Source organism: Streptomyces pristinaespiralis, from assembly GCF_001278075.1.
Taxonomy (GTDB): Bacteria; Actinomycetota; Actinomycetes; order Streptomycetales; family Streptomycetaceae; genus Streptomyces; species Streptomyces pristinaespiralis.
The window spans coordinates 5,933,988-5,960,179 of record NZ_CP011340.1 but is presented as its reverse complement, the minus strand read 5'-3'; the positions used below and the strand labels follow the sequence as shown (position 1 = coordinate 5,960,179).

Here is a 26,192-nt window from a genome sequence, read left to right as displayed (position 1 = left end):
GCCCCTGGCCCACCGCCTCCGACGTGACCGGCCCCCGGCCCCACGGGCGCCGCCGGGACCGAACCACCGCGGGCCCACGCCTCCGACAGGCCCGGGGCCCACCGCCTCCTTCGCGCCCGGGGCCCACCGCCCCGGCCGGTCGGGAGCCGCCCCGTGAGGGCTAGGCGCGGGACTGGGACTTGTAGCCGCGGCCCCACTGGAGGCCCCAGCCGTACAGGCGGTCCAGTTCCGCCTGGAAGCCGTAGACGAACTTCACCTCGCGGCGCACCGTCAGGTCGCCCTTCGTGTTCTCCACGGAGAACACCGCGCACGAACGCGCCTGCGGGGCGCGCTCGTCGAGTTCTATCTCGACGCGGGGGCCGTTGCTCGGGTAGAGCGTGACGTGGGCGTGCGTGCGGTCGAAGGCCGGGGTCTGGTCGTAGATGTAGACGAAGAACAGCAGCCGCTTGATCGACTCCCGGTGGTCGAGGTTGACGAAGATCGTCTCCCCCGAGGGCGCCCCGAACCGGTCGTCGCCGCTGAGCTTCACGAACGGCGGGCCGTTCAGGTCGCCGAAGAAGCTGCCGAGCGGCTGGACCACGCCCTTGCTGCCGTCGGTCAGTTCGTACAGGCAGCCCAGGTCGAGGTCGACGTTGACCACGCCCTGGGTGTGCGCCTGGACGACGTCCGGCTGGAAGAGCTTCAGCGGGTTGCTCAGCAGCCTGCCGCCCTGCCGGGAGCGGCCCTCGATGTCGGAGGAACGCATCCGCCAGGAGAGGTTGACGCGCAGGTTGCCGCTCGCCGCACCCTGTTTGGTGAGCGATACGGACGGATTCCGCCTGGTCAGCGCGATGGAGTTGGAGGCCGCGCTGCCCGAGTCGAACTGCGCAGCCCTGCCCCGCCACAGGTTGTCCCAGATGGCCATGCCCCACCCCTAGTTGTCACTGGTCGTCCGGTGCTTCGCGGATAACGCGACGGGGCGGCCGGGAGCACCCGGCCGCCCCGCGAAGGAAGCGTTCCTCAATGGTGTGGGCGTCACACCCCGGAAGAGACCTCAGCCTTCTCCTCCGGGCCGCCGGGTTTTCCCTCGGAGGCCTCCAGCGCCTTGTTGCGGCGCAGCGAGGACCAGAAGGAGGCCGCGATCAGCACGACACCGATGAAGCCGGTGATGAGCTCGCTGATCTCGTGCTGGATGGTGATGAGCAGGATGACCGCGAGCGCGCCGATCGCGTAGTGGGCGCCGTGCTCCAGGTAGACGTAGTCGTCGAGGGTGCCCTGGCGGACCAGGTAGACCGTGAGGGACCGGACGTACATCGCGCCGATACCGAGGCCGAGCGCCATCCAGAAGATGTGGTTGGTGATGGCGAACGCGCCGATCACGCCGTCGAAGGAGAACGACGCGTCGAGCACCTCGAGGTACAGGAAGAGGAAGAACGCCGCCTTGCCGGCGAGGCCGACCGCGGAGACGGGCTTGCCCTCCCGCTTGGCCTTCTCCTCCTCCTCGTGCTCGCGTTCCTCCTCTTCCTCGAGCTTGTCCTCGAAGTAGCCGGAGAGGCCGCCGACCACGAGGTACGTGATCAGACCGGCGACGCCGGAGAGGAGCACGGTGGCCGACTTGTCGGCGTGCCCGGTGCTGGTGTGCGCGTTGGTGGCGAAGGTGATGGCCGTGAGCAGCAGGACGATCAGCGCGATGCAGACCGACAGCATGTCGACCTTGCCGAGCTTGGCCAGCGGCCGCTCGAGCCAGGCCAGCCACTTGTGCTCGCGCTCCTCGAAGATGAAGTCGAGGAAGATCATCAGCAGGAACATGCCACCGAACGCGGCGATCGCCGCGTGTGCGTCGGTGACCAGGTCCTCGTACCTGTCCGGCTGGTCCATTGCCAGCTGGACCGCTTCGATCGGCCCGACCTTGGCACTGATGGCGACGATGACGACGGGGAAGACCAGCCGCATGCCGAAGACCGCGATCAGAATGCCGATCGTCAGGAAGATCTTCTGCCAGAAGGCGTTCATCTTCTTGAGGATTCCGGCGTTGACAACCGCGTTGTCGAACGACAGCGAGATCTCGAGGATCGACAGGATCAGTACGATCCCGAACGCCTCCCAGCCCCACTGCCAGGCGGCGAATGCGAGGCCGAGCGCCGTGACGGCGAACGACCAGCCGAAGGTTTTCAGAACCACTGGCTACCCAATCGTGTAATTGTCCCCCGGGTGAAGCCTGGGGGAGGTTCTCCCCCGCGCCGCACGCGGCTTTACGAAACGTTGACCCCGAAGTCTAGAGCGATGCCCCGCAGCCCTGACGCGTACCCCTGCCCCACGGCCCGGAACTTCCACTCGCCGCCGTAACGGTAGAGCTCGCCGAAGATCATCGCGGTCTCCGTGGACGCGTCCTCGCTGAGGTCGTAGCGGGCCAGTTCCTGCCCGTCGGCCTGGTTGACGACACGGATGAAGGCGTTGCTGACCTGGCCGAAGGTCTGGCCGCGGTTGTCCGCGTCATGGATGGAGACCGGGAAGATGATCTTGTCCACGTTGGCCGGCACCTTGGCGAGGTCGACCAGGAGGGACTCGTCGTCGCCGTCACCCTCACCGGTGAGGTTGTCACCGGTGTGCTCGACGGAACCGTCCGGGCTCTTGAGCTGGTTGTAGAAGACGAACCACTCGTCGCCGAGGACCCGTCCGCTCTGGCAGAGCAGCGCGCTGGCGTCGAGGTCGAAGGGTGCGCCGGTGGTGGAGCGCGCGTCCCAGCCGAGCCCTACGAGCACCTGGGTGAGATTGGGTGCGGCCTTGGAGAGGGAGACATTGCCTCCCTTGGCGAGCGTGACGCCCATGTTGGTGAGTCCTCCCCTGGATGGCTTTGCTGCGGGCCCCTTCGGGCCCAGGCGCGTCCGGCGCCGCACTCAGTGCGGCGCCGGACGTGGAGACTGCTGTGCCTGACTCAGACGTTCACGCCGAAGTCCTGCGCGATGCCGCGCAGGCCGGAGGCGTAACCCTGGCCGATGGCACGGAACTTCCACTCCGCGCCGTTGCGGTACAGCTCGCCGAAGACCATCGCGGTCTCGGTCGAGGCGTCCTCGCTCAGGTCGTAGCGCGCGAGCTCGTTGTTGTCGGCCTGGTTGACGACGCGGATGAACGCGTTGCGCACCTGGCCGAAGGACTGCTGGCGGCTCTCGGCCTCGTAGATCGAGACCGGGAAGACGATCTTGTCGACGTCGGCGGGGACCGCGGCCAGGTTGACCTTGATCTGCTCGTCGTCGCCCTCGCCCTCACCGGTGAGGTTGTCACCGGTGTGCTCGACGGAACCGTCGGAGCTCTTGAGGTTGTTGAAGAAGACGAAGTTTCCGTCGCCTGTGACCTTGCCCTCGGCGTTGGTCAGCAGGGCGCTGGCGTCGAGGTCGAAGTCGGTGCCGGTGGTGGTCCGGACATCCCAGCCCAGGCCCACGGTGACCGCGGTCAGGTTCGGCGCGGCCTTGGTCAGCGAGACGTTGCCGCCCTTGCTGAGGCTGACTCCCACGAGTCCCTCCATTGTTGTTTCAGGGGCAGCGCCCCCGTTGTGCTTGTCATCGGATCAACGAAAGGATCCTAGTGACCGGTTCCCGCGCAAAACAGGCTTTCGCGCGCCGGTTCGCGCGAAGGATGCCCGGACGGGACCGGCAGGAGGCCCGGACGGTGAACGCCGTGGCTCAGAGGGCGTCCAGCGCCTTGACGTAGTCGTTCAGGTCGCGGGCGTCGGGAAGGCCGTTGACGACCGTCCAGCGCACCACGCCCTCCTTGTCGATGATGAAGGTGCCGCGGACCGCGCAGCCCTTCTCCTCGTCGAAGACGCCGTAGGCGCGCGAGGTCTCGCCGTGCGGCCAGAAGTCGGAGAGCAGCGGGTACTCGAGGCCCTCCTGCTCGCCGAAGACGCGCAGGGTGTGGATCGAGTCGTTGGAGACGGCCAGCAGCTGGGTCTCCTCGTTGACGAACTTCGGCAGCTCGTCCCGCAGGGCGCACAGCTCACCGGTGCACACGCCGGTGAAGGCGAAGGGGTAGAAGAGCAGCACGACGTTCTTCTCGCCCCGGAAGTCCGAGAGCGCGACGGTGCGGCCGTGGTTGTCCTTGAGCTCGAACTCCGGTGCCTTGTCGCCGACCTCGATCGCCATGGAGAAAGCTTCCCTTCTGTGTGCCCGTCCGGTAGGAGGCCAGCCTACGCAGAAGGCCCCCACCGGCTGTGCCGGTGGGGGCCTGTTCTCTGTCCTTCGCCGCTCGGCGGCTCAGCGCTTCCCCGACTTCGCCCCCTTGGGGGTGACCAGCCGGCTGCCGCTCCAGTCCTTGCCGGCGTTGATGCTCTTGGTCTGGGAGAGACCCGCCGTCTGTGCGGCCTCGTTGATGTCGCTGGGCTCGACATAGCCGTCACGGCCGGTCTTGGGGGTCATCAGCCAGACGACCCCGCCCTCGTCGATCAGACCGATGGCGTCCACCAGTGCGTCGGTGAGGTCCCCGTCCTCGTCACGGAACCACAGCACGACGACGTCGGCGACGTCGTCGTAGTCCTCGTCGACGAGTTCCTGGCCGGTAGCGGCCTCGATGCCCTCACGGAGCTCCTGCTCGACGTCGTCGTCGTAGCCGATCTCCTGGACCACTTGTCCGGGCTCGAACCCCAGCCTTGCTGCCGGGTTGGTCCGCTCCTCCGCGTGGTCCGCGGTCGCGCTCACGGCTTGCCTCCTGATCGTTTTCGACAAATGCTTCGGCTACGCGCGTACGCGCAGCATTGGCCGTAGTCCACACGGGCGGGGCGGATCGCGCAAGTACCCGGCCGTCCAGACCGCCGAAACGGTGACGTTTGCGGCCGTCTCGGCGCAACTCCAGGCAAGCGACGGGTCCCCGCCACGATCGTGACCACACCCTTCGGCCGCGTACGCGGCATTCCTACCCTTTCACATCTCAATGGGAACCGAACGACCGAACGAAACGCATGGACGGGTCGGGCGTAAAGTTGCGATTCGGTCCGGCCCGCCCGTCGGACCGGGGCCGGATGTCGCCGAGATCGAGGGTTACCTCCCGGTAGAGATGACGCGAGGCTCCCCGCGGTACACGATGGGAGGCGGTGCGACAGCTTTGCCGACCCAGTACCTCCGAACAGCGAAGGAACAGCGTGGCTTCCGGATCAGATCGCAACCCGATCATCATTGGCGGCCTTCCCAGTCAGGTCCCGGACTTCGATCCTGAAGAGACCCAGGAGTGGCTGGACTCCCTCGACGCCGCCGTCGACGAGCGGGGCCGGGAGCGGGCCCGCTATCTGATGCTCCGCCTGATCGAGCGGGCGCGCGAGAAGCGCGTCGCCGTGCCCGAGATGCGCAGCACGGACTACGTCAACACGATCGCGACCAAGGACGAGCCGTTCTTCCCCGGCAACGAGGAGATCGAGCGCAAGATCCTCAACGCGACTCGGTGGAACGCCGCGGTCATGGTCTCCCGCGCGCAGCGCCCCGGTATCGGCGTCGGCGGCCACATCGCCACCTTCGCCTCCTCCGCCTCCCTGTACGACGTCGGCTTCAACCACTTCTTCCGTGGCAAGGACGACGGCAAGGGCGGCGACCAGATCTTCTTCCAGGGGCACGCGTCCCCCGGTATCTACGCCCGTGCCTTCCTGCTGGACCGGCTCAGCGAACAGCAGCTGGACGCCTTCCGGCAGGAGAAGTCCAAGGAGCCGTACGGGCTGTCCAGCTACCCGCACCCGCGGCTGATGCCGGACTTCTGGGAGTTCCCCACGGTCTCCATGGGCCTCGGCCCCCTCGGCGCCATCTACCAGGCGCGCATGAACCGCTACATGGAGGCCCGCGGCATCGCGGACACCTCCGACTCGCACGTGTGGGCCTTCCTCGGCGACGGCGAGATGGACGAGCCGGAGTCGCTGGGCCAGCTGTCCATCGCCGCCCGTGAGGGCCTGGACAACCTGACCTTCGTGGTCAACTGCAACCTCCAGCGCCTCGACGGCCCGGTCCGCGGCAACGGCAAGATCATCCAGGAGCTGGAGTCGCAGTTCCGCGGCGCCGGCTGGAACGTGATCAAGCTGGTCTGGGACCGCTCCTGGGACCCGCTGCTCGCCCAGGACCGCGACGGCATCCTCGTCAACAAGCTGAACACCACGCCGGACGGCCAGTTCCAGACGTACGCGACCGAGACGGGCGCCTACATCCGCGAGCACTTCTTCGGCGGCGACCAGCGGCTGCGCGCCATGGTCGAGAACATGACCGACGAGCAGATCCTGCACCTCGGCCGCGGCGGTCACGACCACCGCAAGGTCTTCGCGGCCTACACGGCGGCCAAGGCACACAAGGGCCAGCCGACGGTGATCCTGGCGCAGACCATCAAGGGCTGGACGCTCGGGCCGAACTTCGAGGGCCGCAACGCCACGCACCAGATGAAGAAGCTGACGGTCGACGACCTGAAGCGCTTCCGTGACCGGCTGCACCTCCCGATCACGGACCAGCAGCTCGAGAGCGGCGCCCCGCCGTACTACCACCCGGGCCGCGACTCGGAGGAGATCCAGTACATGCACGACCATCGCAAGGCCTGCGGTGGATACGTGCCGACCCGGATCGTGCGGGCGAAGCCGCTTCAGCTGCCAGAGGACAAGACGTACGCGGCTGTGAAGAAGGGCTCCGGTCAGCAGTCGATCGCCACCACCATGGCGTTCGTCCGGCTGCTGAAGGACCTCATGCGGAACAAGGAGATCGGCAAGCGGTTCGTGCTGATCGCTCCCGACGAGTACCGCACCTTCGGCATGGACTCGTTCTTCCCGAGTGCGAAGATCTACAACCCGCTCGGCCAGCAGTACGAGGCCGTGGACCGCGAGCTGCTGCTCGCGTACAAGGAGTCGCCGACCGGTCAGATGCTGCACGACGGCATCTCGGAGGCCGGCTGCACCGCGTCCCTGATCGCCGCGGGCTCCGCGTACGCGACCCACGGCGAGCCGCTGATCCCGGTGTACGTCTTCTACTCGATGTTCGGCTTCCAGCGCACCGGCGACCAGTTCTGGCAGATGGCCGACCAGCTGGCGCGCGGCTTCGTCCTGGGCGCCACCGCCGGCCGTACGACGCTGACGGGCGAGGGCCTCCAGCACGCGGACGGCCACTCGCAGCTGCTCGCGTCGACCAACCCGGGCTGCGTCGCCTACGACCCGGCGTTCGGCTTCGAGATCGCGCACATCGTCCAGGACGGTCTGCGCAGGATGTACGGCGGGACCCCCGAGGAGAACGAGGACATCTTCTACTACCTCACCGTCTACAACGAGCCGATCCAGCACCCCGCGGAGCCGGCCGATGTGGACGTCGAGGGCATCCTGAAGGGCATCCACCGCTTCAAGCAGGGCGAGCAGGGTGCCATCCCGGCGCAGATCATGGCGTCCGGTGTCGCCGTCCCGTGGGCGATCGAGGCCCAGCGGATCCTGGCGGAGGAGTGGAACGTACGCGCCGACGTGTGGTCCGCGACCTCCTGGAACGAGCTGCGCCGTGAGGCGGTCGACGTGGAGCGGCACAACCTGCTGCACCCCGAGGAGGAGCAGCGCGTCCCGTACGTGACGCGGAAGCTGTCCGGCTCCGAGGGCCCGTTCGTCGCGGTGTCCGACTGGATGCGCTCGGTCCCCGACCAGATCTCCCGCTGGGTGCCGGGCACGTACCAGTCGCTGGGCGCGGACGGGTTCGGCTTCGCGGACACCCGCGGCGCGGCCCGGCGCTTCTTCCACATCGACGCGCAGTCGATCGTGCTGGCGGTGCTGACCGAGCTGGCCCGCGAGGGCAAGGTCGACCGCGGCGCGCTCAAGCAGGCGGTGGACCGCTACCAGCTGCTGGACGTGTCGGCGGCCGACCCGGGCGCCGCGGGCGGCGACGCGTAGCGAAGCAGTAGCGAGGATCAGCACGTCAGGGGCGGCGGACCGTGGGTCCGCCGCCCCTGGCGTGTCCTTACCATTCCTGTCATGAAGCAGCAGACCGCCCAGATGCGCTGGGAAAAGCGCATGCAGACGCCCCTGCTGGCGCTCGCCCTCGTCTTCGCGGTCGCCTACACCGTCCCGATCGTCGCCCCGGGCGCGCCTTCCTTCGTCCACCGGGCCTGCCAGGTGGCCGAGTGGGTGGTGTGGGGGACGTTCGCCGTGGACTACCTCGTACGGCTGTCGCTGGCGCCGGGCAAGTGGCTGTTCCTGCGCAGCCATCCCCTGGACCTGCTGGCGGTGCTGCTGCCCCTGGTGCAGCCGCTGCGTCTGCTGCGTGTGGTCTCCACGCTGCTGCTGGTCGGCCGGCGGGCCAGGATGGCGCCGCAGATCACGCTCACCACGTATGTCGGCGGCGCGGTCGTGGGGCTGATGATGTTCGGTTCGCTCGCCGTGCTCCAGGTGGAGCGGGACGCGCCCGGCGGGAACATCAAGACGCTGGGCGACGCGGTGTGGTGGTCGTTCACGACGATGACGACCGTCGGCTACGGCGACCACTCGCCGACGACGGGCCTCGGGCGGCTGCTCGCGGTCGGACTGATGATCTCCGGTATCGCGCTGCTCGGTGTGGTGACGGCCAACATCGCGGCCTGGTTCATCTCCCGCTTCGAGCGGGACGACGCCGAGGAGCGCCGGCAGACGGCACTGCTGGAGGCGCTGACGGCGGAGGTCCGCGGCCTGCGGGCCGAGGTGGCGCGGCTGTCGGGCACCCCGCTGTCCGGGGCGCCCGAGGTGCCGGGGCCTAGTTCTCCCAGATCTTGAACGCCCTGACCCGGTAGGGCGACCTGGGGAGCCAGGTTCCGCCGCCGGGGTAGGTCTCGAACTCGCCGGTCTCCGCGCACTCCTCGGACTGATAGGTGGTGACGGGCCGGCCGGTCCGGTTGGCCAGGGCCTTGGCGGAGGTGCCCGGCGGCAGCGGTACGCAGCTCTCGATGTCGGTGCCGGCGAGCTCATGGGTGCTGCGTGCGCCGCGGAAGTCGTTCTCGGCCCACAGGCACAGCTCGCCGGCCGCGCACGCGCCGAGACGTGGTGGTGCGGCGGCCGCGGTCTGCGGCGGCTGGAGCAGCAGCGGCAGGAGTGCCGCGGCGGCCAGGGCGGCGGCGGTGACGGTCTTGCGCATGAGGGTCCCCCGTGTGGTCGACGAATCGTTGGGCCGACCCTGACCTGCGGTGACGTGGCAGCGGAAGGGGCCCAAGGGGAAATCATCCGGATAGGCGACAGCCCCGCCGCGGGGTGCCCGGCGGGGCTGTCGTCGCGCGAGGTCGAGTCAGATGTGGGCCGCGCCCGCACCCGCCTCCGCGTTCTCGCCACGCTTGGTGAGCACGGCGACCAGCGCCGCGACGACCGCGACGATGCCGGCGACCGTGAACGCCAGGCCCATGCCTGACATGAACGTGTCGTGGATGACGTCACCGATCGTGGTGACCAGTTCCGGCGTCATGCCGGGGGCCTGGGCCAGCTCGCCGGGGACGGTGCCGAACTCGGCGGCCTGCTCCAGCCGCGGGTCCGGCGGGGCCGGGATGCCCGCGGCCTTCCAGTTGTCCGCGAACTCGGCGCTGACCTTGGCGGACATCACCGCGCCGAGGACGGCCGTACCGAGCGCGCCGCCGACCTGCATGGCGGCCTGCTGGAGACCGCCGGCGACGCCGGAGAGCTCCATCGGGGCGTTGCCGACGATGACCTCGGTGGCGCCGACCATGACCGGCGCGAGGCCGAGGCCCAGGAGCGCGAACCACAGGGACATCGCGAAGGTGCCGGTCCCCTCGGAGAGGGTGGTCATGCCGAACATGGCGGCGGCGGTGCAGACCATGCCGCCGACCAGCGGCAAGCGGGGGCCGAACTTGGTGATCAGCGCACCCGCCAGCGGCGAGGAGACGATCATCATGCCGGTCAGCGGCAGCAGCCGCAGACCGCTGTCGACCGGGCTCATCTCCTGGACGCCCTGGAGGAAGAACGTCACGAAGAAGAGGCCGCCCATGAAGGCGAACGCCATCAGCACCATCAGCACCACACCGGCGCTGAGCGGGACGGAGCGGAACATCGCGAGCGGCACGAGCGGCTCGTCGACCTTGCTCTCCCAGAAGGCGAACAGGCCGAACAGCACCACGGAGCCGGCCAGCCAGCCGAGGGTGCCGGCGGAGCCCCAGCCCCATTCGCCGGCCTTGATCAGCGGCCAGATGAGGCTGAACATCGCACCCGACAGCAGCAGGATGCCGAGGATGTCGAACGACTTCGGCGCGTTCTCCGCGCGGTGGTCCTTCAGGATGACCAGGCCGAGGACCACGGCGAGGATGCCGACGGGCACGTTGATGAAGAACACCGACTGCCAGCTGACGTGCTCGACGAGCACACCGCCGAGGATCGGACCGCCGGCCGTCGAGGCGCCGATGACCATGCCCCAGATGCCGATCGCCATGTTCAGCTTCTCGGCCGGGAACGTGGCGCGCAGCAGGCCGAGCGCGGCCGGCATCAGCAGGGCGCCGAAGAGGCCCTGCAGCACGCGGAAGGCGATGACGAGGACGATGGAGTCGGACAGGCCGATGGCCGCGGAGGCGGCGGCGAAGCCGGCGATGCCGATGATGAAGGTCTGCCGGTGGCCGAAGCGGTCACCGAGCTTGCCCGCCGTGATCAGTGCCACGGCCAGGGCGAGCAGGTAGCCGTTGGTTATCCACTGGACGTCGGCGAGCGAGGCGCCGAGATCCTTTTGGATCGCGGGATTGGCGATCGCGACGATCGTGCCGTCCAGCGCGACCATCATCACGCCGATGGCCACGGAGAACAGGGTCAGCCAGGGGTGGCCGCGAAGCCCCTTGACCGGTGCCGGAGCGGAGTCCTGGGGATCCCTCGGCGCCTTTTCGACGGTGGTCTGACTAGTCATGCGAGAAGACTAATGACAGCGACTGACAGTTGACAAACGAGTTCACTAGTCGGTAACTGTCACGTGACTCGGCGGACAATGGACGCAGGTGGAAGCAGCGAAATGAGGAACATGAAGTGACCACGGCCGAGCCGACCGGGCTGCGCGCCCGCAAGAAACAGCGCACCCGTGACGCACTGGTACGTGTCGCCCTCGAGCTGTTCACCACCCAGGGGTACGAGCGGACGACCGTCGACGAGATCGCGGACACGGTCGAGGTGTCCCAGCGCACCTTCTTCCGCTACTTCGCGTCCAAGGAAGAGGTCGCCTTCGCCGTCCAGGAGATCCTGGAGGCCCATTACGCCGTGGCGCTGCGCGCGCGCCCCGCGGAGGAAGGCCCCCTCGAGGCCCTGCGCAACGCCGTGTTCGCCGCCTGGGACGCCATCGGCGAAGCGGTCGAGGAGATCGTGCCGCTCGACCTGTACATGCGCAGCTTCCAGATGATCGAGTCGACCCCGGCGCTGCTCGCCGCGTACCTGCGCCGCTCCACCGTGACGGAGGAGGCGCTGGCCGCGCTCATCGCCGAACGGGAGGGGCTGGACGTGAACACCGACCCCAGGCCCCGGGTGGCCGTGGCGGCGTTCAGCGGCGTGATGCGCGCCACAGGGCGGCTGTGGGGGCAGGGCGCGGACCCCAGCATCGAGGCGATCCGTTCGCTCACGGAAACATTCCTCGACCATCTCGGTCCCGCGCTCGCACAGAACTGGCGCGACGGTGAACAGGGCTCACCGCACGGCCCTTGAGACCCGGGGCACCACCCGGCGTCCAACGACCGCCGTACGCAGGGGAAATGCGCCCGAGCGGGCGCCGGCACGGCACGGAACGTCACCCTTCTCCCCATCAATTCTCGTTCCGACACGTGATGTACCTCACGCTCTTCGCGTAGGCCCGCACCCTTCTCCTAGGGTGTCCCGCAGTGACTTCCTTCGACTCCTCCCCCTCCCTGACCGCGTGGCGCACCCTGCTCGCCCTCGCGGTGGTGTTCGTGATGCTGGCGACCACCGGCTGGACCGCCGTGCGGCACCAGCCGGGCGCCCGTGACGCGCTCGAAGCAGAACTGGCGGGCTGGAGCAAGGGACGCATAGGCGCCCATGAGCTGCCCGGCCTGAACAGCGGGCCGAGCCGGTTCGCCGCCTTCTTCGCGTCGCTCGGCCGCGAGCGGAGCAGGCAACTCGCCGAGGACTACCCGCGCATCGTCGGCAACCTGAACGGGGCGCCCGTCGCCCTGCGGTACCGGGCCAACCGCACGGCCCTTTCCGCCTCCCTCGCCCGCGAGCGCAAGAGGGTGGCCGACCCCGGGCTCACGGCCGCGGGTCACCATCAGGCCGTACGGCGGATGCACCGGTTCGAGGCGCTGATGAGCCGCGACCGGCAGATCCTCTCCTTCGACCCGTCCGGCTCCGGCCGGGTGGCCGAGGTCTTCGGGGACCTGGAGCGGGCCCAGCGCGTCTCGGTGATCGTGCCGGGCGTCGACACCAATCTGCTCACCTTCCAGCGGACCGCCCGTAAATACAGCGCGCCGGTCGGCATGGCCCAGTCCCTGTACGCCGCCCAGCGGGCGGCCGCGCCACAGCTGCGTACGGCCGTCATCGCCTGGGGCGACTACACGAGCCCGGCCGGGGTCGGTATGGAGTCGGCCATCGGGCGGCTCGCGGAGAACGGCGCCGTACGGCTCGTCGAGCTCACCGAGGCGCTGCCCGGGCGGTCCCGCGTCTCGCTGTTCTGCCACAGCTACGGCTCCGTGGTCTGCGGGGTCGCGGCACGGCAACTGCCCGCCCGGGTCGGCGACGTGGCCGTCGCCGGCAGCCCCGGCATGCGGGCGGAGAACGTCGCCGGCCTGCGCACGAAGGCCCGGGTCTGGGCGATGCGCGACGCCGACGACTGGATCGAGGGCGTGCCGCACCTGGAGGTCGGCGGACTCGGCCACGGCGAGGACCCGGTCATCCCGGAGTTCGGCGCACGGGTGCTCTCCGCGGCGGGCGCCGTCGGCCATACCGGCTATTTCGAGCCGGGAACCGAGAGCGTCCGCAATTTCGCCGACCTGGGCGTCGGCGCCTACGCCGACGTGAGCTGCGCATCGGGCACCGACACATGCCGCAGTGGTATTTCCGGTGCCTGAGCGGGCTGACGCGCGTAGAGCCCGCCCAAAAGGGGTGGCCGCCGAGGGAAGACGCGCAGGCGTGAGCCGCATACGATGAGGCACATGGGTGATGTGCTGGCCGGAATTCAAGCCACCTGGGAGTTCGAGTCCGACTCCGTGCTCATCCGCTTCGAACGGGGGATCCGCACACCGAAGCTCCTCTCCTCGCTGCGTGAACGCCGCATCCCGCACGAGGCGTTGGCATCGGTGACGCTCACCCCGGGCAAGCGTGGCACGGTGGTGCTGCACGCTGTGCCCAGACCGGGCGCGGACCCGCTGATGGAGGCGGCCGCCGGGCAGCTCAAGGAAGTGTGCGACCCGTACCGTCTGGTGCTGCCGGCCGAGCGGGAGACGCTGGCCGAGTACTACGCCGACGAACTGCGCGCCGTCCTCGGCCCGGACGCCGCCCGGCCGGCCGAACGGCACCTCGTCCACGCACCCGAGGCCCCGCTCGGTTTCAAGGCCTACGACGGCAAGGCGTCCTTCGACGGCTCGCACGTGGCGTTCCGGTGGTTCTGGACGGGAGCGTCCTCCGCGAAGTGGAAGGCCGGCGACCAGAGTTTCGCCGTCTCCGAACTGAGCGGCGTCGAATGGCGCTCTCCGGAGGTCTTCGACGGCTACCTGCGGCTGCTGCGCCGCGGCGCGGACGGCACCGAGGACGCGGGGCAGGCGGACCAGGACCCGGCGGCGGTCGTCTTCGGGCTCGGGTACGGGCCGGTGCACGAGTCGCTGCCGTTCGCCGCGGCGGTGCTCGAAGCCGTCCGCCGCCAGAACCAGACCCCCGCGCTGACGGTCCCCGCGGCCCGCCGCGACCCGGCCGACATCGCGGACCGCATACGTCACCTGGGCGACCTGCATCTGGCGGGGCTGGTGACGGACGAGGAGTTCACCCGCAAGAAGGCGGAGCTCCTGGCGGAGCTGTGACGGGGCCCCGCCGGGCGGCGTCGGACCACGGTATGACCCGATACCCCGGCCCGGGGTATGACGCCCCGGCCGCCCCGCCCCGCCTACGCTGATCCCGTCATGCCAGAAACCCTCCGCCCCGGTGCCGGCACCCGCACCCGCGCCCGAGCCCTCGCGCGGCGTGCCGGGCGGCGGCTCGCCGCCGATCTCGGTACGCCGTCCTCCTCCACCGCTCCCCTCCTCGGCGGCGCCGAGAACCGCTGGCTGCGGCTGCTCCCCTACGGCGTCGCCCTCGCCTTCGTCGCCGCGCTGCTGCCCGTCACCGCCACCGTGCTGACCCAGGACTACAAGGTCGGCGGCGCCGTCGCCGGCGCGCTCGCCACCGCGCAGACCGCGCCGCTGCTGCTCGCCGTGACGCGCCCCTTGCAGGCGTGGTGGATCGTCCTCGGGGCCGACGTCGCCGGGGCGGTCGTGCTGCTCGGCGCGGACGGCACCGGCGGCAGGACCTGGCCGTGGACCCCGATGGCCGTCGTCGGCTATCTGATGCTGATGGCGTGCCTGGGGCTGCGGGAACCGCGCCGCACACTGCTGGCCGTGTGGCTGGCGACCGGCGCGGCGGGGTTCGCGCTCGAACTGGTCGGGCACGACCTCGGCGACGGCGTGCATCTGCTGCTGTTCGTGCTCAGCGGCGTGGTCCTCGTGGTCACCGGCGCCCTGCGCGAGCGGGGTGACGTCCAGCGCAGGCTGATCGTGCAGGAGACCATCAGCGAGGCGGAGCGGGCCCAGCGCACGCTGCTGGAGGAGCGCGCCCGTATCGCCCGTGAGCTGCACGACGTCGTGGCGCACCACATGTCGGTGATCACCGTGCAGGCGGACTCGGCGCCGTACCGGATCGAGGCGCTTCCCGACGCCGCGCGGGAGGAGTTCGCGTCGATCGCGTCGAGCGCGCGGGAGTCGCTGACCGAGATGCGGCGGCTGCTCGCCGTGCTGCGCAGTGAGGACGCGCAGGGCGAGCGGGCCCCGCAGCCCGGTCTGGACAGGGTGCAGCAGTTGGTGGAGGCGACGGTACGGGCCGGGGTGCCTGCCGAGTTGTCGCTCGCCGCGGACCTCGGTGCCGTGCCGCAGGCCGTGGACATGTCGGGGTACCGGATCGTGCAGGAGGCGCTGGCCAATGTCGTACGGCACGCGCCCGGCGCGCCGACGCGGGTGTCGGTGACGTCCGACGGGTCCGATCTGACCGTGCTGGTCGTCAACGGACCCGCCCCCGCGCCCACTTCGCCGCTGGAGACGACGGGGACGGGGCACGGACTCGTCGGGATGCGGGAGCGCGTACGGTTGACCGGCGGCAGCCTCGACACCGGACCGCTGCCGGACGGCGGTTTCCGGGTGGCGGCTCGTCTTCCGCTGACCGCCGGGGAGACCTCCGTGAACACCGCCGGCAGGACCGGCAGGACCAAGAGCAGCACGCAGACCCAGCGGACCGAGGACGCCAGTTGACCATTCGCGTGATCATCGTCGACGACCAGGCCATGGTGCGCGCCGGGTTCGCCGCGCTGCTCTCCGCGCAGAGCGACATCGACGTGGTGGGCGAGGCGCCGGACGGCCGCAAGGGCGTGGAGGTCAGCCGCACCACTCATCCCGACGTGGTGCTGATGGACGTACGGATGCCGGAGATGGACGGTCTCGCCGCCGCGCGTGAGCTGCTGAACCCTCCGACCGCCGTCGTGCACCGGCCCAAGGTGCTGATGCTGACGACGTTCGACGTGGACGACTACGTGTACGAGGCGTTGCGCGCCGGTGCGTCCGGCTTCCTGCTGAAGGACGCGCCGCCCGCCGATCTGATCGCCGCCGTACGGATCGTCGCCGCCGGTGAGGCGCTCCTCGCGCCGTCCGTGACCCGCCGGCTGATCGCGGACTTCGCCGCTCAGCGGCCCGCCCCGCGCCGGGACCCCTCGCTGCGGCTGAACGGGCTGACCCCGCGCGAGACGGAGGTCCTCGAACTGATCGCCCGGGGCCTGTCCAACCAGGAGATCGCCGGGCACCTGGTGCTGGCCGAGCAGACCGTCAAGACGCACATCGGGCGGGTGCTGGCCAAGCTCGACCTGCGCGACCGGGCGCAGGCCGTGATCTTCGCGTACGAGTCGGGCCTGGTCCGGCCGGGCGAGGCCGCCGGCTGAGGCCCTGCCGGCCGTTCCGCTCCTTCTCCTCCCGGTGATACTCCGGTACGACACCGGAGTTGGCTCCCCGGTGTGACGTGCCGTCACCCGCCGTCCTCCTACCTTCCTCCCGCCACAGCAACGGAGTCGGGAAGAGGGAGGCGGACCCATGCGCCGCTACAAGAGGACCTTGGCCGCCGTCGCGTTCGCGACGACGGTGGCCGCGGGAACCACCGGATGGGCCTCGGAGAACGCCCAGCGCCCGGTGACGGGACCGCCGCCGGGCAGCGCCGCGTGGACGGCGGACACCTCGCTGGACCGGGCGCTGCCCGATCCGGCTGCGGCGACGCCCTCTGAAGTCGCCGCGTTCTTCGGGTCCTTGAGCGAGGACGAGCAGCAGCGGCTGGTCCGCCGCCATCCGCTCGTCGTCGGCAACCTCGACGGCGTACCGGTCCGGCTGCGCTACCGGGCCAACACCCTTGCCCTGCGGGGCACCCCGTACGAGCGGCTGGCCGGCCGGCAGATCCTCGCCTTCGACCCGCGCGGCCGGGGCCAGGTCGCCGAGGTCCACGGGGACCTCGAGAGGGCCCGCCAGGTGTCCGTGGTCGTCCCCGGCTCCGACATCGACGCCGCGACCTTCGACCGGGCGAGCGACCCGTACGGCACCCCCGCCGGCATGGCGAAGGCCCTGCGGGCGGCGGCCGGCGCCGGCACCGCTGTCGTCGCCTGGACCGGCTACACCACGCCCGTCGGGGTCGGTGTCGACGCCGCGACCGGGAAGCTCGCGGAGGCGGGAGCGACCCGGCTGGCCCGGTTCACGGCGGGCCTTGCCGCGACCGGCGCACCGAAGCCCGTGCTGTTCTGCCACAGCTACGGCTCCGTCGTCTGCGGGCTCGCCGCCGACGAGGTGAACGCCCGCGACATCGTGGTGCTGGCCTCCCCCGGGATGCGCGCCGGGCACGTGCGCGAACTGCGCACCGACGCGCGGGTGTGGGCGGCCAAGGACGACTCCGACTGGATCTCCAAGGTCCCCGGTGTGCGGTTCCTCGGCCTCGGCCACGGCGACGACCCCACCGACCCGTCCTTCGGCGCCCGCCGGATTCCCGCGGAGCTGGCCGAGGGCCACACCGGCTACTTCGTGCCCGGCACCGACTCGCTGCGCGCGTTCGCCGCGATCGCGGACGGGAGCGCCGTCATGGACGAGGCCCGGCTCATGGACGGGACCGCCGTCGCGGACGGCGCCGTCGCATTTGACGAGAGCCCGGAAGGAGCGGCGCGGTGAAACTCGCAGAGAAGATCGAGGCCGGCACACCCGCCCACCGCGACCGCGCCCTCGACGGGCTGCGCGCGCTCGCCCTGCTCGCCGTACCCACCGGCCACTGGCTGCTCGGCGGCTTCACCCTCGACACGGACGGCGCGCTGCACAACGCCAGCCCGCTGACGGCCTTCGGCTTCTTCGCACCGGTCAGCTGGGTGCTCCAGATGCTGGGCGTCTTCTTCCTCGTCGGCGGTCACGCGTCCGTCCTCTCCTACCACCGCCGCACCGGCACCACCGGTGCCTGGCTGCGCCAGCGGGTCGCCCGCCTCGGCCGGCCCGTCCTCGGAGTCACCGCCGTATGGGCCGTGCTGATCTTGGTGCTGTGGTGGCTCGGCGTGCCCGCTGACACGTTGCGGACCGGGTCCACGCTGGTGGTGCAACCCCTGTGGTTCGTGGGCGTGTACACCCTGGTCACCGCCCTCACCCCGTACTGCGTACGAGCCGCCCGTCGCATGGGCGCGTGGGCGGCGGCGCCGCTGCTGCTGACCGTCGCGGTGGTCGACCTGCTGCGGTACGGGCCGTACGCGGACGCGATGCCGGCGTGGCTCGGGATCGTCAACATCCTCCCCGGCTGGCTGTTCGCCTACCAGCTCGGCGTGAGCTGGGGCGAGGGCCGCGTCGGGCGCCGCCGTGCGTGGGGGCTCCTGATCGGCGGCGTGGCGCTGTTCGCGCTGCTGCTGCTCGTCCTCGACTACCCGTCGTCGATGGTCGGTGTGCCCGGGGAGGCCCGCACCAACTCGCATCCGCCGTCGCTGCTGGTCCTCGCGCTGGCCGCGGCGCAGAGCGGGGCGGCGATGCTGCTGCACGGCCGGCTCGGCCGGCTGCTGAGGCGGCCCGGGCTGTGGGCGCCGGTGGTCGTCGTCAACCTGTCGGCGATGACGATCCTGTGCTGGCACCAGACGGCGATGCTGGCGGCGGCCGTACCGGCGTCGTTCCTCGGGGAGATCCCCGGGCTGACCACGCCGCCGGACTCGCTCGGCTGGATCCTGGCGAGGGTGGCGTGGCTGCCGGTGTTCGCGTGCCTGCTGGCGCTGATCGCACGCCGGGCGCGGGTGTTCGAGACGCCGTGGCCGCAGGGCGCGCGGGGTGTGCGCGCGGTGGCCGGGGTGCTGGCGGTCGGGTTCGCGGTGTTCGCGTTCGGGTGGGCGTGACGGGGGCCGACGCGCCCCCGCCCCGGGTCTGCTCCGCCGCGCCCCGCCCCTGTGGCTACTCCCGCGCCGTCGACGTCGACGACATGTCCGGGTACCGGTCACCGACCACCCGTGCGGCCACCGGCTCCAGCGCCGTCAGCTCCGCCTCCGTCAGGACCAGCCGCGTCGCCGCCAGGTTCTCCCGCAGGCGCGTGGCCTTGCGGGTGCCCGGGATGGGGACGACCGTCAGGCCGTGGACGTCGGCCCGCTGGTGGACCCACGCCAGCGCCACCTGCGCCGCGCTCGCCCCGTGCGCCGCCGCGATCTTGTGGACGGGCTCCAGGAGCGCCGCGTTCGTCTGCGCGTTGTCGCCCGTGAAGCGGGGCTGGTGGCGACGGAAGTCGTCCTCGGACAGATCCTTGCCGGCGTCGGTGAACGCGCCGGCGAGGAAGCCCCTGCCGAGGGGTGAGTACGGCACGAGCGCGACACCGAGTTCGGCGGCCGCCGCGACCGCGCTGCGCTCCACGTCGCGGCTGAACAGGGACCATTCCGACTGGAGGGCCGCGATGGGGTGCACGGCGTGCGCCTCGCGCAGTTCGGCCCCGGTCACCTCACTGAGGCCGAGGTGCTTGACGAGGCCCCGTTCGACGAGTTCGGCCATCGCGCCGACGGACTCCTCGAGCGGCACGGCGGGGTCGCGCCGGTGCATGTAGTAGAGGTCGATGACGTCGACGCCGAGCCGCCGCAGGCTGCCCTCGACGGACCGCCGGACGTACGCGGGGTCGTTGCGCACGCCCCGGTAGTGCGGGTCGTCGTTCCGCTCGATGGCGAACTTGGTGGCGAGCGTGATCCTGTCCCGGTGCGCGGCGACGAACGGCGCGAGAAACTCCTCGTTGGCGCCCCGCCCGTACACGTCGGCCGTGTCGAAGAGCGTCACGCCCTCGGCGAGCGCCACCTCGAGGGTGTCCCTGGCCGCGGCCTCGTCGGTCTCGCCGTAGAACTCGCTCATGCCCATGCAGCCGAGGCCCTGGACGCCGACGAGCGGGCCCTCTCGGCCGAGGCGCACCTGTGCGATCTTGCCGTCGTTCATCAGGTCAGGACCTCTCCGGAGCCCGTCGGGCGTCCGCGTAGAACTCGATCTTGTGGTCCAGGACCGCGAGGGTGTCCTGGAGTTCGGCGATCCGGTCGAGCACGTCGCGCCGGGTGCGCTGGAGCAGTTCCGCGCGCGCCTCGAAGGTCGACTCGCCCTCCCTGACCATCTCGGCGTACGTGACCATGTCGGCGACGGGCATTCCGGTCAGCCGCAGTTTGCCGACGAAGCCCAGCCAGTCCAGGTCACGGTTGCTGAACCGCCGCTGACCCGTGTGCGAACGGTCGACGTGCGGCATCAGCCCGATCCGCTCGTACCAGCGCAGGGTGTGCGCGGTGAGTCCGGTGAAGGCGACGACCTCGCTGATGGTGTAGCGGTCCTGGCCTTCCGGGCGCGGGTGCGCCCGGGGGGCTGCCTTGCAGAGATCGGTCCTGGCCGGGGTGCTCTCGATCACCGTCATGCCCTCCACGCTAAAACGTTGGAGTGCACTCGAAGCAAGCTCAATCGGCTGGCATTTCCGATGCGGCCGGAATTAGCCTGCCTGATCATGAGCATCTCCCGCCGCGCCACCCCCGCCGACGCCGAAGAACTGGTCCGCCTCCGCAAGGTCATGGCGGACTCCGTCGCCGGGCCGAACCCCGACGTCAGCTGGCAGCCCGCGGCCGCGGCCACGCTGCGCGACCGGCTCGCGGACCCGGCCGGCAGCCTCACGGCGTTCGTCGTCGACCGGCCCGGCGGCGGGCTCGCCGCGTGCGCGGTCGGCACCATCGAGCACCGCCTCGGCAGCCCGGGCAACCCGGACGGCACGTGCGGCTACGTCTTCAGTGTCGCCACGGACGAGGACATGCGCCGCCGCGGCTACTCGCGCGCCTGCATGGAGGGGCTGCTCGGCTGGTTCCGTGAGCGCGGCATCCGCAAGGTCGACCTGCGGGCCTCCGCGGACGGCGAACCGCTGTACGCCTCCCTGGGCTTCGTCCGCACCCCCGACCCGGCGATGCGGCTGAGTCTCTAGCACCGTTTAGGCTCGTAGCCATGCAGAGCCTGGCGATGATCGAGAACTGGCCGGTACCGACCGCGGCGGCCGCCGTCGTACGAGCGGACGGCACGGTCGCCGGTTCGTACGGCCCGACGGACCACCGTTTCCCCCTCGCCTCCGTGACGAAGCCGCTCGCCGCCTACGCGGCGCTCGTCGCGTACGAGGAGGGCGCGATCGAGCTCGACGAGCCGGCCGGCCCGGAGGGTTCCACCGTCCGGCACCTGCTCGCGCACACGTCGGGGCTGGCCTTCGACGAGCACCGCGCCATGGCCGCGCCCGGCACCCGCAGGCTGTACTCGAACGCCGGCTTCGAAGTGCTCGGCGACCACATCGCCAAGGCCACGGACATCCCGTTCGCCGACTATCTCCACCAGGCCGTGCTGGAGCCGCTCGGCATGACGTCCACCACCCTGGAGGGCTCCCCCGCCAAGGACGGTGTGTCGACCGTCGACGACCTCGCCCGGTTCGCCGCCGAGGTGCAGGCCCCCCGGCTGCTCGACGCGCGGACGGTGCTCGAGGCGATGACGGTCGTGCACCCCGGCCTGTCCGGTGTGCTGCCCGGCTACGGCAACCAGAAGCCCAACGACTGGGGTCTCGGCTTCGAGATCCGCGACTCCAAGTCGCCGCACTGGACGGGTGCTTCGTCCTCGCCGCGCACCTTCGGCCACTTCGGCCAGTCCGGCACCTTCCTGTGGATCGACCCGGACGCGCGGGCGGCGTGTGTGGCGCTCGGCGACCGGGACTTCGGGCCGTGGGCGATCGAGGCGTGGCCGGCCTTCACGGACGCCGTGCTGACGGAGCTCAGCCGCTGACCCGGCCGGGCGGGCACGCGCGGCCCCGCCCGGGCCTGTACGTCCCCCGGCCTGCCGGGCACGTTCACCCCCGCCCGGGCCGGCACGTTCACCCCGCCCTGGCGGGCACGGTCATCCCGGGTCCGTCCCGGCGGTCGCCGTCGGCCCCGGCCGGAGGTCGCAGCTCGCGGGGGCGAGTGCGCCGTCCGTGCCCCGCAGCGTGACCAGGACCCCGCCGTCGGCGCTCTCCGCGTACGCGATCGTGCAGACGAGCTGGCCTCTGGCCGGCTCGGTCAGACCACCCAGCGGGGCCGGTACGTCGACGTCCACCGCGTCCCTGGAGGGTGTGACCGCCTTCGGGTACGCCTGGGGCGGCAGGGCCAGGGCGCTGTACAGGCCCGACCGCCGCTCCGTCTCGTTCGGGCCCGCCAGCAGCGCGGCGACGGTCTTCACGGTCGACGGGCGCACGCCGGTGCCCTCGGTGGTACCGGGCGCCCCGGTACCGGCCGGGGCATCCCGGGAGTCGTGGACGCCGTCGCGGTACTCGTCGCCGAAGGTCCCGTCGTCCACGATCCTCGGCACCGGGATCAGCACGCCGTCCGGGGAGAGGAAGAACAGCAGCATCCTCGACTCGGGCGCGGGCAGCACATCGATGGTGGCCGGGCCGCCCGCCTCTATGACGTCCGTCTGCTGGATGCCGCACGCGGTGAGCGGCAGCAGTGCCGCGAGCGTCGTCAGCGCGGCGGCCACGCGCCGGTACCTCATGCCATCGCCTCCTGTGCGCCGCCGGGACCGCGGAGCGGGATCTCGACCGTGAAGACGGCGCCGCCGTCCGGTGCGTTCCATGCCCGCACGGTGCCGCCGTGCAGCCGCACGTTCTCCTGGGTGATGGCGAGTCCCAGCCCGCTGCCCGCCGAGCGGGTACGGGCCGCGTCCGCCTTGTAGAAGCGCTCGAAGATGTGCGGCAGCACCTCGGGCCGGATGCCGGGCCCGCTGTCGGCGACCTCGGTGACCAGCAACTCTCCCCGGACCGACAGCCGCACGGTGACGGGCTCCGATCCGTGCCGCAGCGCGTTGCCGACGAGATTGGCGACGACGACGTCGAAGCGCCGCGGATCGAGGCGGACCCTGACCCCCTCGGGCAGTTCGGCGCGGACCCGATCGTGCCAGTGCCGGTGGTGGAGGGTCTTGCGGACGGTCTCCGCGGCGTCGACCTCGTCGGTGTTGAGCTCGGCCGCGCGGGCGTCGAAGCGGGAGATCTCCATCAGGTCCTCGACGAGCACGGCGAGTTTGCCGGTCTCGGTACTGATCAGCCGCACCGCGCGGGCGGTGTCGGGGTCGAGGCCGCCGGCGTCCTCGTCGAGCACCTCGGTGACGGCGAGCATCCCGGCCAGCGGGGTGCGCAGTTCGTGCGAGACGTCGGAGGCGAACCGCCGCGCCCTCGCCTCCGCCCGCTGCAGTTCGTCCACGGACCGCTGGAGTTGGGCCGCGGACTCGTTGAACGTACGCGCCAGGTCGGAGAGTTCGTCGCGGCCGCGGACGGAGATCCGGGTGTCGAGTCTGCCGCTGCCCATGGAGCTCGCGGCTCCGCGCAGTTCACGGACCGGGCGCAGCACGCTGCGCGCGGCGAGCAGCGCCGGTATCAGGGCGACCGCGAGGCCGGGCAGGGCGCCGTCGCGGGCGGCGCTGACGAGCGCGTCGACGTTGGCCTGTTCCTCCGTCATCCGAATCACGGCGAACAGGACGAGCCCGGTGGGGAGTCTGCCGGCCGAGCCGTTCCTGACCACGACGGGCACCCCGACGGTGAGGTACGGGACGCCGTCCTTCACCACTCGCTGGAAACTGCCGTGCGTGGTGGTGAGGGCGGCACGGCGCAGGTCGGCGGTGATGACGCTCGAGGTGGGACTGTCGCCGGAGGACACCCGCAGCGATCCGTACTCGGCGAAGACGATCCAGGGCTGCGGTTTGGACTTGCTCGCGATGACGAACAGCATCTCGCGGAGCGAGTCGGGTTCGACGGGCAGCGACGGCGCGAGGGTCTGCACCTGTTCACGGAAGGACGCGACGGCGGTGTCCTGCGCACTGCGGAGGACCGCGCTGCGCGCCTCACGGTAGGTGAGTGCCGCGGTCGTCCCGGCGCTGACGGCGGCGACCAGCAGGAAGGCGAGGACGAGGCGCGTACGCAGCCCGAAGGGGACGATCCGGCGCGCACGGGCGGCGGGGCGGGCGGCGCCGTCAGGGCGGGCCTCGGCCTCGGCGGCAGGGGGCGCGGCCCGGCGGGCGAAGCGGCGGGGGCCGCGGCGGGACTCCGGTCCGGCGGCGCGGGCCACGGCCCCGTCAGCGGCGCGGTCGCCGGTCACAGCGGTCCGAAGCGGTAGCCGAAGCCCCGCAGGGTCTGGATGTAGCGCGGGCTGCCCGGTATGTCCTCGATCTTGTTGCGCAGCCGCCGTACGCAGGCGTCGACCAGCCGCGCGTCACCGTGGTAGCTGTGCTCCCATACGTGTTCCAGCAACTGCTGGCGGCTGAACACCTGCTCCGGCGCTGCGGACAGGTGCAGGAGCAGCTTCATCTCGGAGGGCGCAAGCGCGAGGCGTTCGCCGTTCTTGGCGACGGTGAGCCCGGCCCGGTCCACGGCGAGATCGCCGTGGAACTCGACGGAGGGCCGGCCGCCGGGCGCCTCCATCCTGCGCAGCACGGCGCGGATACGGGCCTCGATGACCTCGGTGCGGGCGGGTTTGACGATGTAGTCGTCGGCGCCGGCCTCGAGGCCGATGACGACGTCGAAGTCGTCGCCGCGGGCGGTGAGCATGATGATCGGCAGCTGACTGTCCTCCCGTACCCGGCGGCAGACCTGTACGCCGTTCATCCCGGGCAGCATCAGGTCGAGCAGCAGCAGGTCGGGCCGGAACTCGGCGAGCGCGGCGAGCCCGGACTCGCCGGTGGCGGCGGTCCGCACCTCGTGACCGCGGCGGCGCAGCCCGAGCTCGACCCCTTCGCGTACGGAGGGGTCGTCTTCGATGAGGAGGACGCGGGGCATCGGTGGGGCTCCAGGGAGTGATCAGCGGCGGGTGGGCAGGGCGCGGCGCAGCCGGGCGGCGGCGCCGGAGAGCAGCGCGTCGAGTTCGGTCAGCCTCAGCGGGCGGGCCAGCGCGGCGAACACCGCGGCGATGGCGAGGGTGCCCGCCGCGGCCTGGGCGACCGGGCCGGCCGGCGCCGTCCAGCGGGCCACGAGCAGACCGAGCGCCGTGGCGGGGACGGCGGCGGTGAGCAGCCGGGCCTGGGCGGCGACCGTGCCCGAGCGCCACAGGCCGGCCGGGTGCGCCGCCCCGGTCACCGGCGGCGCGAGACGGCGGCGCAGGACGGTGGCGGTCAGCAGCCAGCCCGCGAACAGGGCCAGCGAATAGGCGCCGGCGATCCCGGTGACGGCCCAGCGGGCGGGCAGCAGCAGGAAGGCGGCCAGGGACAGGCCCGCGTTGAGTCCCGCGATCAGGAGGTTCAGGAGGAACGGGGTACGGGTGTCGGACAGCGCGTAGAACGACCGCGAGAGCACGTACTGCCCGGAGAACGCGACGAGTCCGGGTGCGAACGCCATGAGCGTGCCCGCCATGACGGCGATGTCGTCGGCGCCGGTCCGTCCGTACTGGAAGACGAGGGCCAGGACCGGCTGGGCGAGGGCGAGCAGGGCGCAGGCGGCGGGGACCACGAGGGCGGCGCTCCTGCGCTGCGCGTACGCGATGTCCCGGCGCAGTCCTGCCCTGTCGCCGTCTGCCGCGGCGGCGCTCATCCGGGGCAGCAGGGCGGTCATGAGGGAGACGGTGACGATGCCGTGCGGTACGGCCCACAGGATGTAGGCGTTGTTGTAGGCGCTGAAACCGGCGCCCTCGATCCCGGCGGACTGCGCCTGCAGCCCTGCGGTCGTGGCCAGCCGGGTCGTCACCCAGAACGCGGCCTGGTTGGTGAGCACCAGCAGCACCAGCCAGCCCGCGGAGCGCAGCGGCCGGGCGAGTCCGGCGCCGCGCCAGTCGAGGCGGGGCCGGAAGCGGAAGCGCGCCGCCCGCAGGACGGGCAGCAGGGCGAGCGCCTGCACGGCGATGCCGGCGGTGGTGCCCCAGCCGAGGAGCGCGGTCTCGGAGGCGGAGAGTCCGCCGCTGCCGCCGGTGGCCAGGTACAGGCCGAACACGGCGATGACGACGACGTTGTTGAGGACGGGCGTCCACATCATGGCGCCGAACCGGCCCCGGGCGTTGAGCACCTGTCCCAGCAGGGTGAACAGTCCGAGGAAGAAGATCTGCGGCAGGCAGTAGCGGGCGAAGGCGACGGTCATGGCCGCCTGTTCGCCGTCGTAGTCGGTGTACGCGCCGATGATCGCGGGGGCGGCCCACACGGCGGCGCCGGTGAGCGCCAGCAGGGCGAGGACGCAGAGCGTGAGCAGCCGGTCGGTGTACGCGGCCCCGCCGTCGGCGTGCTCCTTGGCCGCCTTGACGAGTTCGGGCACGAAGACGGCGTTGAGAGCGCCGCCGAGGAGGAGCATGTAGACGATGGTGGGGACGGCGTTGGCGACGGCGTACCCGTCGGCGACCAGACCGACGCCGAGCGCGGAGGCCACGACGGCCGACCGTACGAAGCCGGTGGTCCGCGACACGAGGGATCCGGCCGCCATGACGAGGCCGCTCCGCGCGACGGACCCCCCGTCGAGGGCCCGTTCCCGGCCCTGTTCCTGTTCCCGGTCCTGCGTCTCGTGGTCGGCAGCCGGAGCGGCGTCGTCC

25 protein-coding genes are annotated in these 26,192 nt (G+C 71.3%); 11 read left to right on the top strand and 14 right to left on the bottom strand.

Annotated features, from left to right (window positions below; all coding sequences use genetic code 11):
- Nucleotides 1-160 precede the first annotated feature (160 nt).
- The 6 genes from SPRI_RS25365 to SPRI_RS25340 form a co-directional block, all read right to left on the bottom strand.
- Nucleotides 161-904, bottom strand: a complete 744-nt coding sequence (locus tag SPRI_RS25365) for a TerD family protein (protein ID WP_005318157.1) — start codon at nucleotides 902-904, stop codon at nucleotides 161-163.
- A 110-nt stretch (nucleotides 905-1,014) separates the two neighbouring features.
- Complete coding sequence (locus SPRI_RS25360; protein WP_005318156.1) at nucleotides 1,015-2,160, bottom strand: DUF475 domain-containing protein; 1,146 nt, start codon at nucleotides 2,158-2,160, stop codon at nucleotides 1,015-1,017.
- 71 nt (nucleotides 2,161-2,231) lie between these two features.
- A complete protein-coding gene (locus SPRI_RS25355) occupies nucleotides 2,232-2,807 on the bottom strand; it encodes a TerD family protein (protein ID WP_005318154.1) in 576 nt (191 codons plus the stop codon).
- Between the two features lie 107 nt (nucleotides 2,808-2,914).
- Nucleotides 2,915-3,490: a TerD family protein gene (locus SPRI_RS25350; RefSeq protein WP_005318152.1), complete on the bottom strand. Its 576-nt coding sequence runs from the start codon at nucleotides 3,488-3,490 to the stop codon at nucleotides 2,915-2,917.
- Between the two features lie 169 nt (nucleotides 3,491-3,659).
- Nucleotides 3,660-4,118: a peroxiredoxin gene (locus SPRI_RS25345; protein WP_005318151.1), complete on the bottom strand. Its 459-nt coding sequence runs from the start codon at nucleotides 4,116-4,118 to the stop codon at nucleotides 3,660-3,662.
- Nucleotides 4,119-4,229: 111 nt separating this feature from the next.
- Nucleotides 4,230-4,670, bottom strand: a complete 441-nt coding sequence (locus tag SPRI_RS25340; RefSeq protein ID WP_037774769.1) for a DUF3052 domain-containing protein — start codon at nucleotides 4,668-4,670, stop codon at nucleotides 4,230-4,232.
- A 440-nt stretch (nucleotides 4,671-5,110) separates the two neighbouring features.
- On the opposite strand from SPRI_RS25340, the gene aceE reads away from it, so the two are divergent.
- Entirely contained in the window at nucleotides 5,111-7,852 is a 2,742-nt protein-coding gene (aceE, locus tag SPRI_RS25335) for a pyruvate dehydrogenase (acetyl-transferring), homodimeric type (RefSeq protein WP_053557340.1), read from the top strand.
- Nucleotides 7,853-7,933: 81 nt separating this feature from the next.
- Nucleotides 7,934-8,707, top strand: coding sequence for a potassium channel family protein (locus tag SPRI_RS25330; RefSeq protein ID WP_182327637.1), 774 nt, complete (start codon nucleotides 7,934-7,936; stop codon nucleotides 8,705-8,707).
- Here SPRI_RS25330 and SPRI_RS25325 read toward each other — a convergent pair.
- Together SPRI_RS25325 and SPRI_RS25320 are read right to left on the bottom strand one after the other, a co-directional pair.
- Nucleotides 8,688-9,065, bottom strand: coding sequence for a peptidase inhibitor family I36 protein (locus tag SPRI_RS25325; RefSeq protein ID WP_037774767.1), 378 nt, complete (start codon nucleotides 9,063-9,065; stop codon nucleotides 8,688-8,690). The two genes, SPRI_RS25330 and SPRI_RS25325, sit on opposite strands and share 20 nt — an antisense overlap.
- Nucleotides 9,066-9,212: 147 nt before the next feature.
- Nucleotides 9,213-10,823, bottom strand: coding sequence for an MFS transporter (locus SPRI_RS25320; protein WP_005318141.1), 1,611 nt, complete (start codon nucleotides 10,821-10,823; stop codon nucleotides 9,213-9,215).
- Nucleotides 10,824-10,939: 116 nt separating this feature from the next.
- On the opposite strand from SPRI_RS25320, the gene SPRI_RS25315 reads away from it, so the two are divergent.
- From SPRI_RS25315 to SPRI_RS25285, 7 genes are all read left to right on the top strand, one after another.
- Nucleotides 10,940-11,605: a TetR/AcrR family transcriptional regulator gene (locus SPRI_RS25315; RefSeq protein ID WP_005318139.1), complete on the top strand. Its 666-nt coding sequence runs from the start codon at nucleotides 10,940-10,942 to the stop codon at nucleotides 11,603-11,605.
- Nucleotides 11,606-11,778: 173 nt separating this feature from the next.
- Nucleotides 11,779-12,981 (top strand): alpha/beta hydrolase, encoded by a 1,203-nt coding sequence (locus SPRI_RS25310; RefSeq protein ID WP_005318137.1) that lies wholly within the window; start codon nucleotides 11,779-11,781, stop codon nucleotides 12,979-12,981.
- Nucleotides 12,982-13,065: 84 nt separating this feature from the next.
- Nucleotides 13,066-13,926 carry a DUF4429 domain-containing protein gene (locus SPRI_RS25305; protein WP_005318135.1) on the top strand — a complete coding sequence of 287 codons (861 nt, stop codon included), beginning with the start codon at nucleotides 13,066-13,068 and terminating at the stop codon, nucleotides 13,924-13,926.
- 57 nt (nucleotides 13,927-13,983) lie between these two features.
- The gene (locus SPRI_RS25300; protein ID WP_078535360.1) at nucleotides 13,984-15,402 is read left to right on the top strand and encodes a sensor histidine kinase; all 1,419 of its coding nucleotides are present in this window, start codon (nucleotides 13,984-13,986) and stop codon (nucleotides 15,400-15,402) included.
- Complete coding sequence (locus SPRI_RS25295) at nucleotides 15,399-16,082, top strand: response regulator (protein ID WP_005318133.1); 684 nt, start codon at nucleotides 15,399-15,401, stop codon at nucleotides 16,080-16,082. Before SPRI_RS25300 ends, SPRI_RS25295 begins: the two co-directional genes overlap by 4 nt.
- Nucleotides 16,083-16,230: 148 nt before the next feature.
- Nucleotides 16,231-17,343 carry an alpha/beta hydrolase gene (locus SPRI_RS25290; protein ID WP_005318132.1) on the top strand — a complete coding sequence of 371 codons (1,113 nt, stop codon included), beginning with the start codon at nucleotides 16,231-16,233 and terminating at the stop codon, nucleotides 17,341-17,343.
- Nucleotides 17,340-18,530, top strand: coding sequence for an acyltransferase family protein (locus SPRI_RS25285; protein ID WP_053557339.1), 1,191 nt, complete (start codon nucleotides 17,340-17,342; stop codon nucleotides 18,528-18,530). The genes SPRI_RS25290 and SPRI_RS25285 overlap by 4 nt, the downstream gene beginning before the upstream one ends.
- Before the next feature lie 55 nt (nucleotides 18,531-18,585).
- Here the strand turns inward: SPRI_RS25285 and SPRI_RS25280 are convergent, their stop codons facing one another.
- On the bottom strand, nucleotides 18,586-19,599 hold the full coding sequence (locus tag SPRI_RS25280; protein WP_037774765.1) for an aldo/keto reductase: 1,014 nt from the start codon (nucleotides 19,597-19,599) through the stop codon (nucleotides 18,586-18,588).
- Between the two features lie 4 nt (nucleotides 19,600-19,603).
- A complete protein-coding gene (locus SPRI_RS25275; protein WP_037774764.1) occupies nucleotides 19,604-20,059 on the bottom strand; it encodes a MerR family transcriptional regulator in 456 nt (151 codons plus the stop codon).
- Nucleotides 20,060-20,146: 87 nt separating this feature from the next.
- Here SPRI_RS25275 and SPRI_RS25270 point away from each other — a divergent pair, with 87 nt between their 5' ends.
- A complete protein-coding gene (locus tag SPRI_RS25270; protein ID WP_037774763.1) occupies nucleotides 20,147-20,611 on the top strand; it encodes a GNAT family N-acetyltransferase in 465 nt (154 codons plus the stop codon).
- A 20-nt stretch (nucleotides 20,612-20,631) separates the two neighbouring features.
- On the top strand, nucleotides 20,632-21,447 hold the full coding sequence (locus SPRI_RS25265) for a serine hydrolase domain-containing protein (protein WP_005318125.1): 816 nt from the start codon (nucleotides 20,632-20,634) through the stop codon (nucleotides 21,445-21,447).
- Nucleotides 21,448-21,558: 111 nt separating this feature from the next.
- On the opposite strand, the gene SPRI_RS25260 is transcribed toward SPRI_RS25265, so the two are convergent.
- The 4 genes from SPRI_RS25260 to murJ form a co-directional block, all read right to left on the bottom strand.
- Nucleotides 21,559-22,191: a hypothetical protein gene (locus SPRI_RS25260; RefSeq protein ID WP_053557338.1), complete on the bottom strand. Its 633-nt coding sequence runs from the start codon at nucleotides 22,189-22,191 to the stop codon at nucleotides 21,559-21,561.
- The gene (locus tag SPRI_RS25255) at nucleotides 22,188-23,627 is read right to left on the bottom strand and encodes a sensor histidine kinase (RefSeq protein WP_050791751.1); all 1,440 of its coding nucleotides are present in this window, start codon (nucleotides 23,625-23,627) and stop codon (nucleotides 22,188-22,190) included. Before SPRI_RS25255 ends, SPRI_RS25260 begins: the two co-directional genes overlap by 4 nt.
- Before the next feature lie 155 nt (nucleotides 23,628-23,782).
- On the bottom strand, nucleotides 23,783-24,463 hold the full coding sequence (locus SPRI_RS25250; protein WP_005318121.1) for a response regulator transcription factor: 681 nt from the start codon (nucleotides 24,461-24,463) through the stop codon (nucleotides 23,783-23,785).
- Nucleotides 24,464-24,484: 21 nt separating this feature from the next.
- Complete coding sequence (murJ, locus tag SPRI_RS25245; RefSeq protein WP_053557784.1) at nucleotides 24,485-26,086, bottom strand: murein biosynthesis integral membrane protein MurJ; 1,602 nt, start codon at nucleotides 26,084-26,086, stop codon at nucleotides 24,485-24,487.
- Nucleotides 26,087-26,192: the final 106 nt, after the last annotated feature.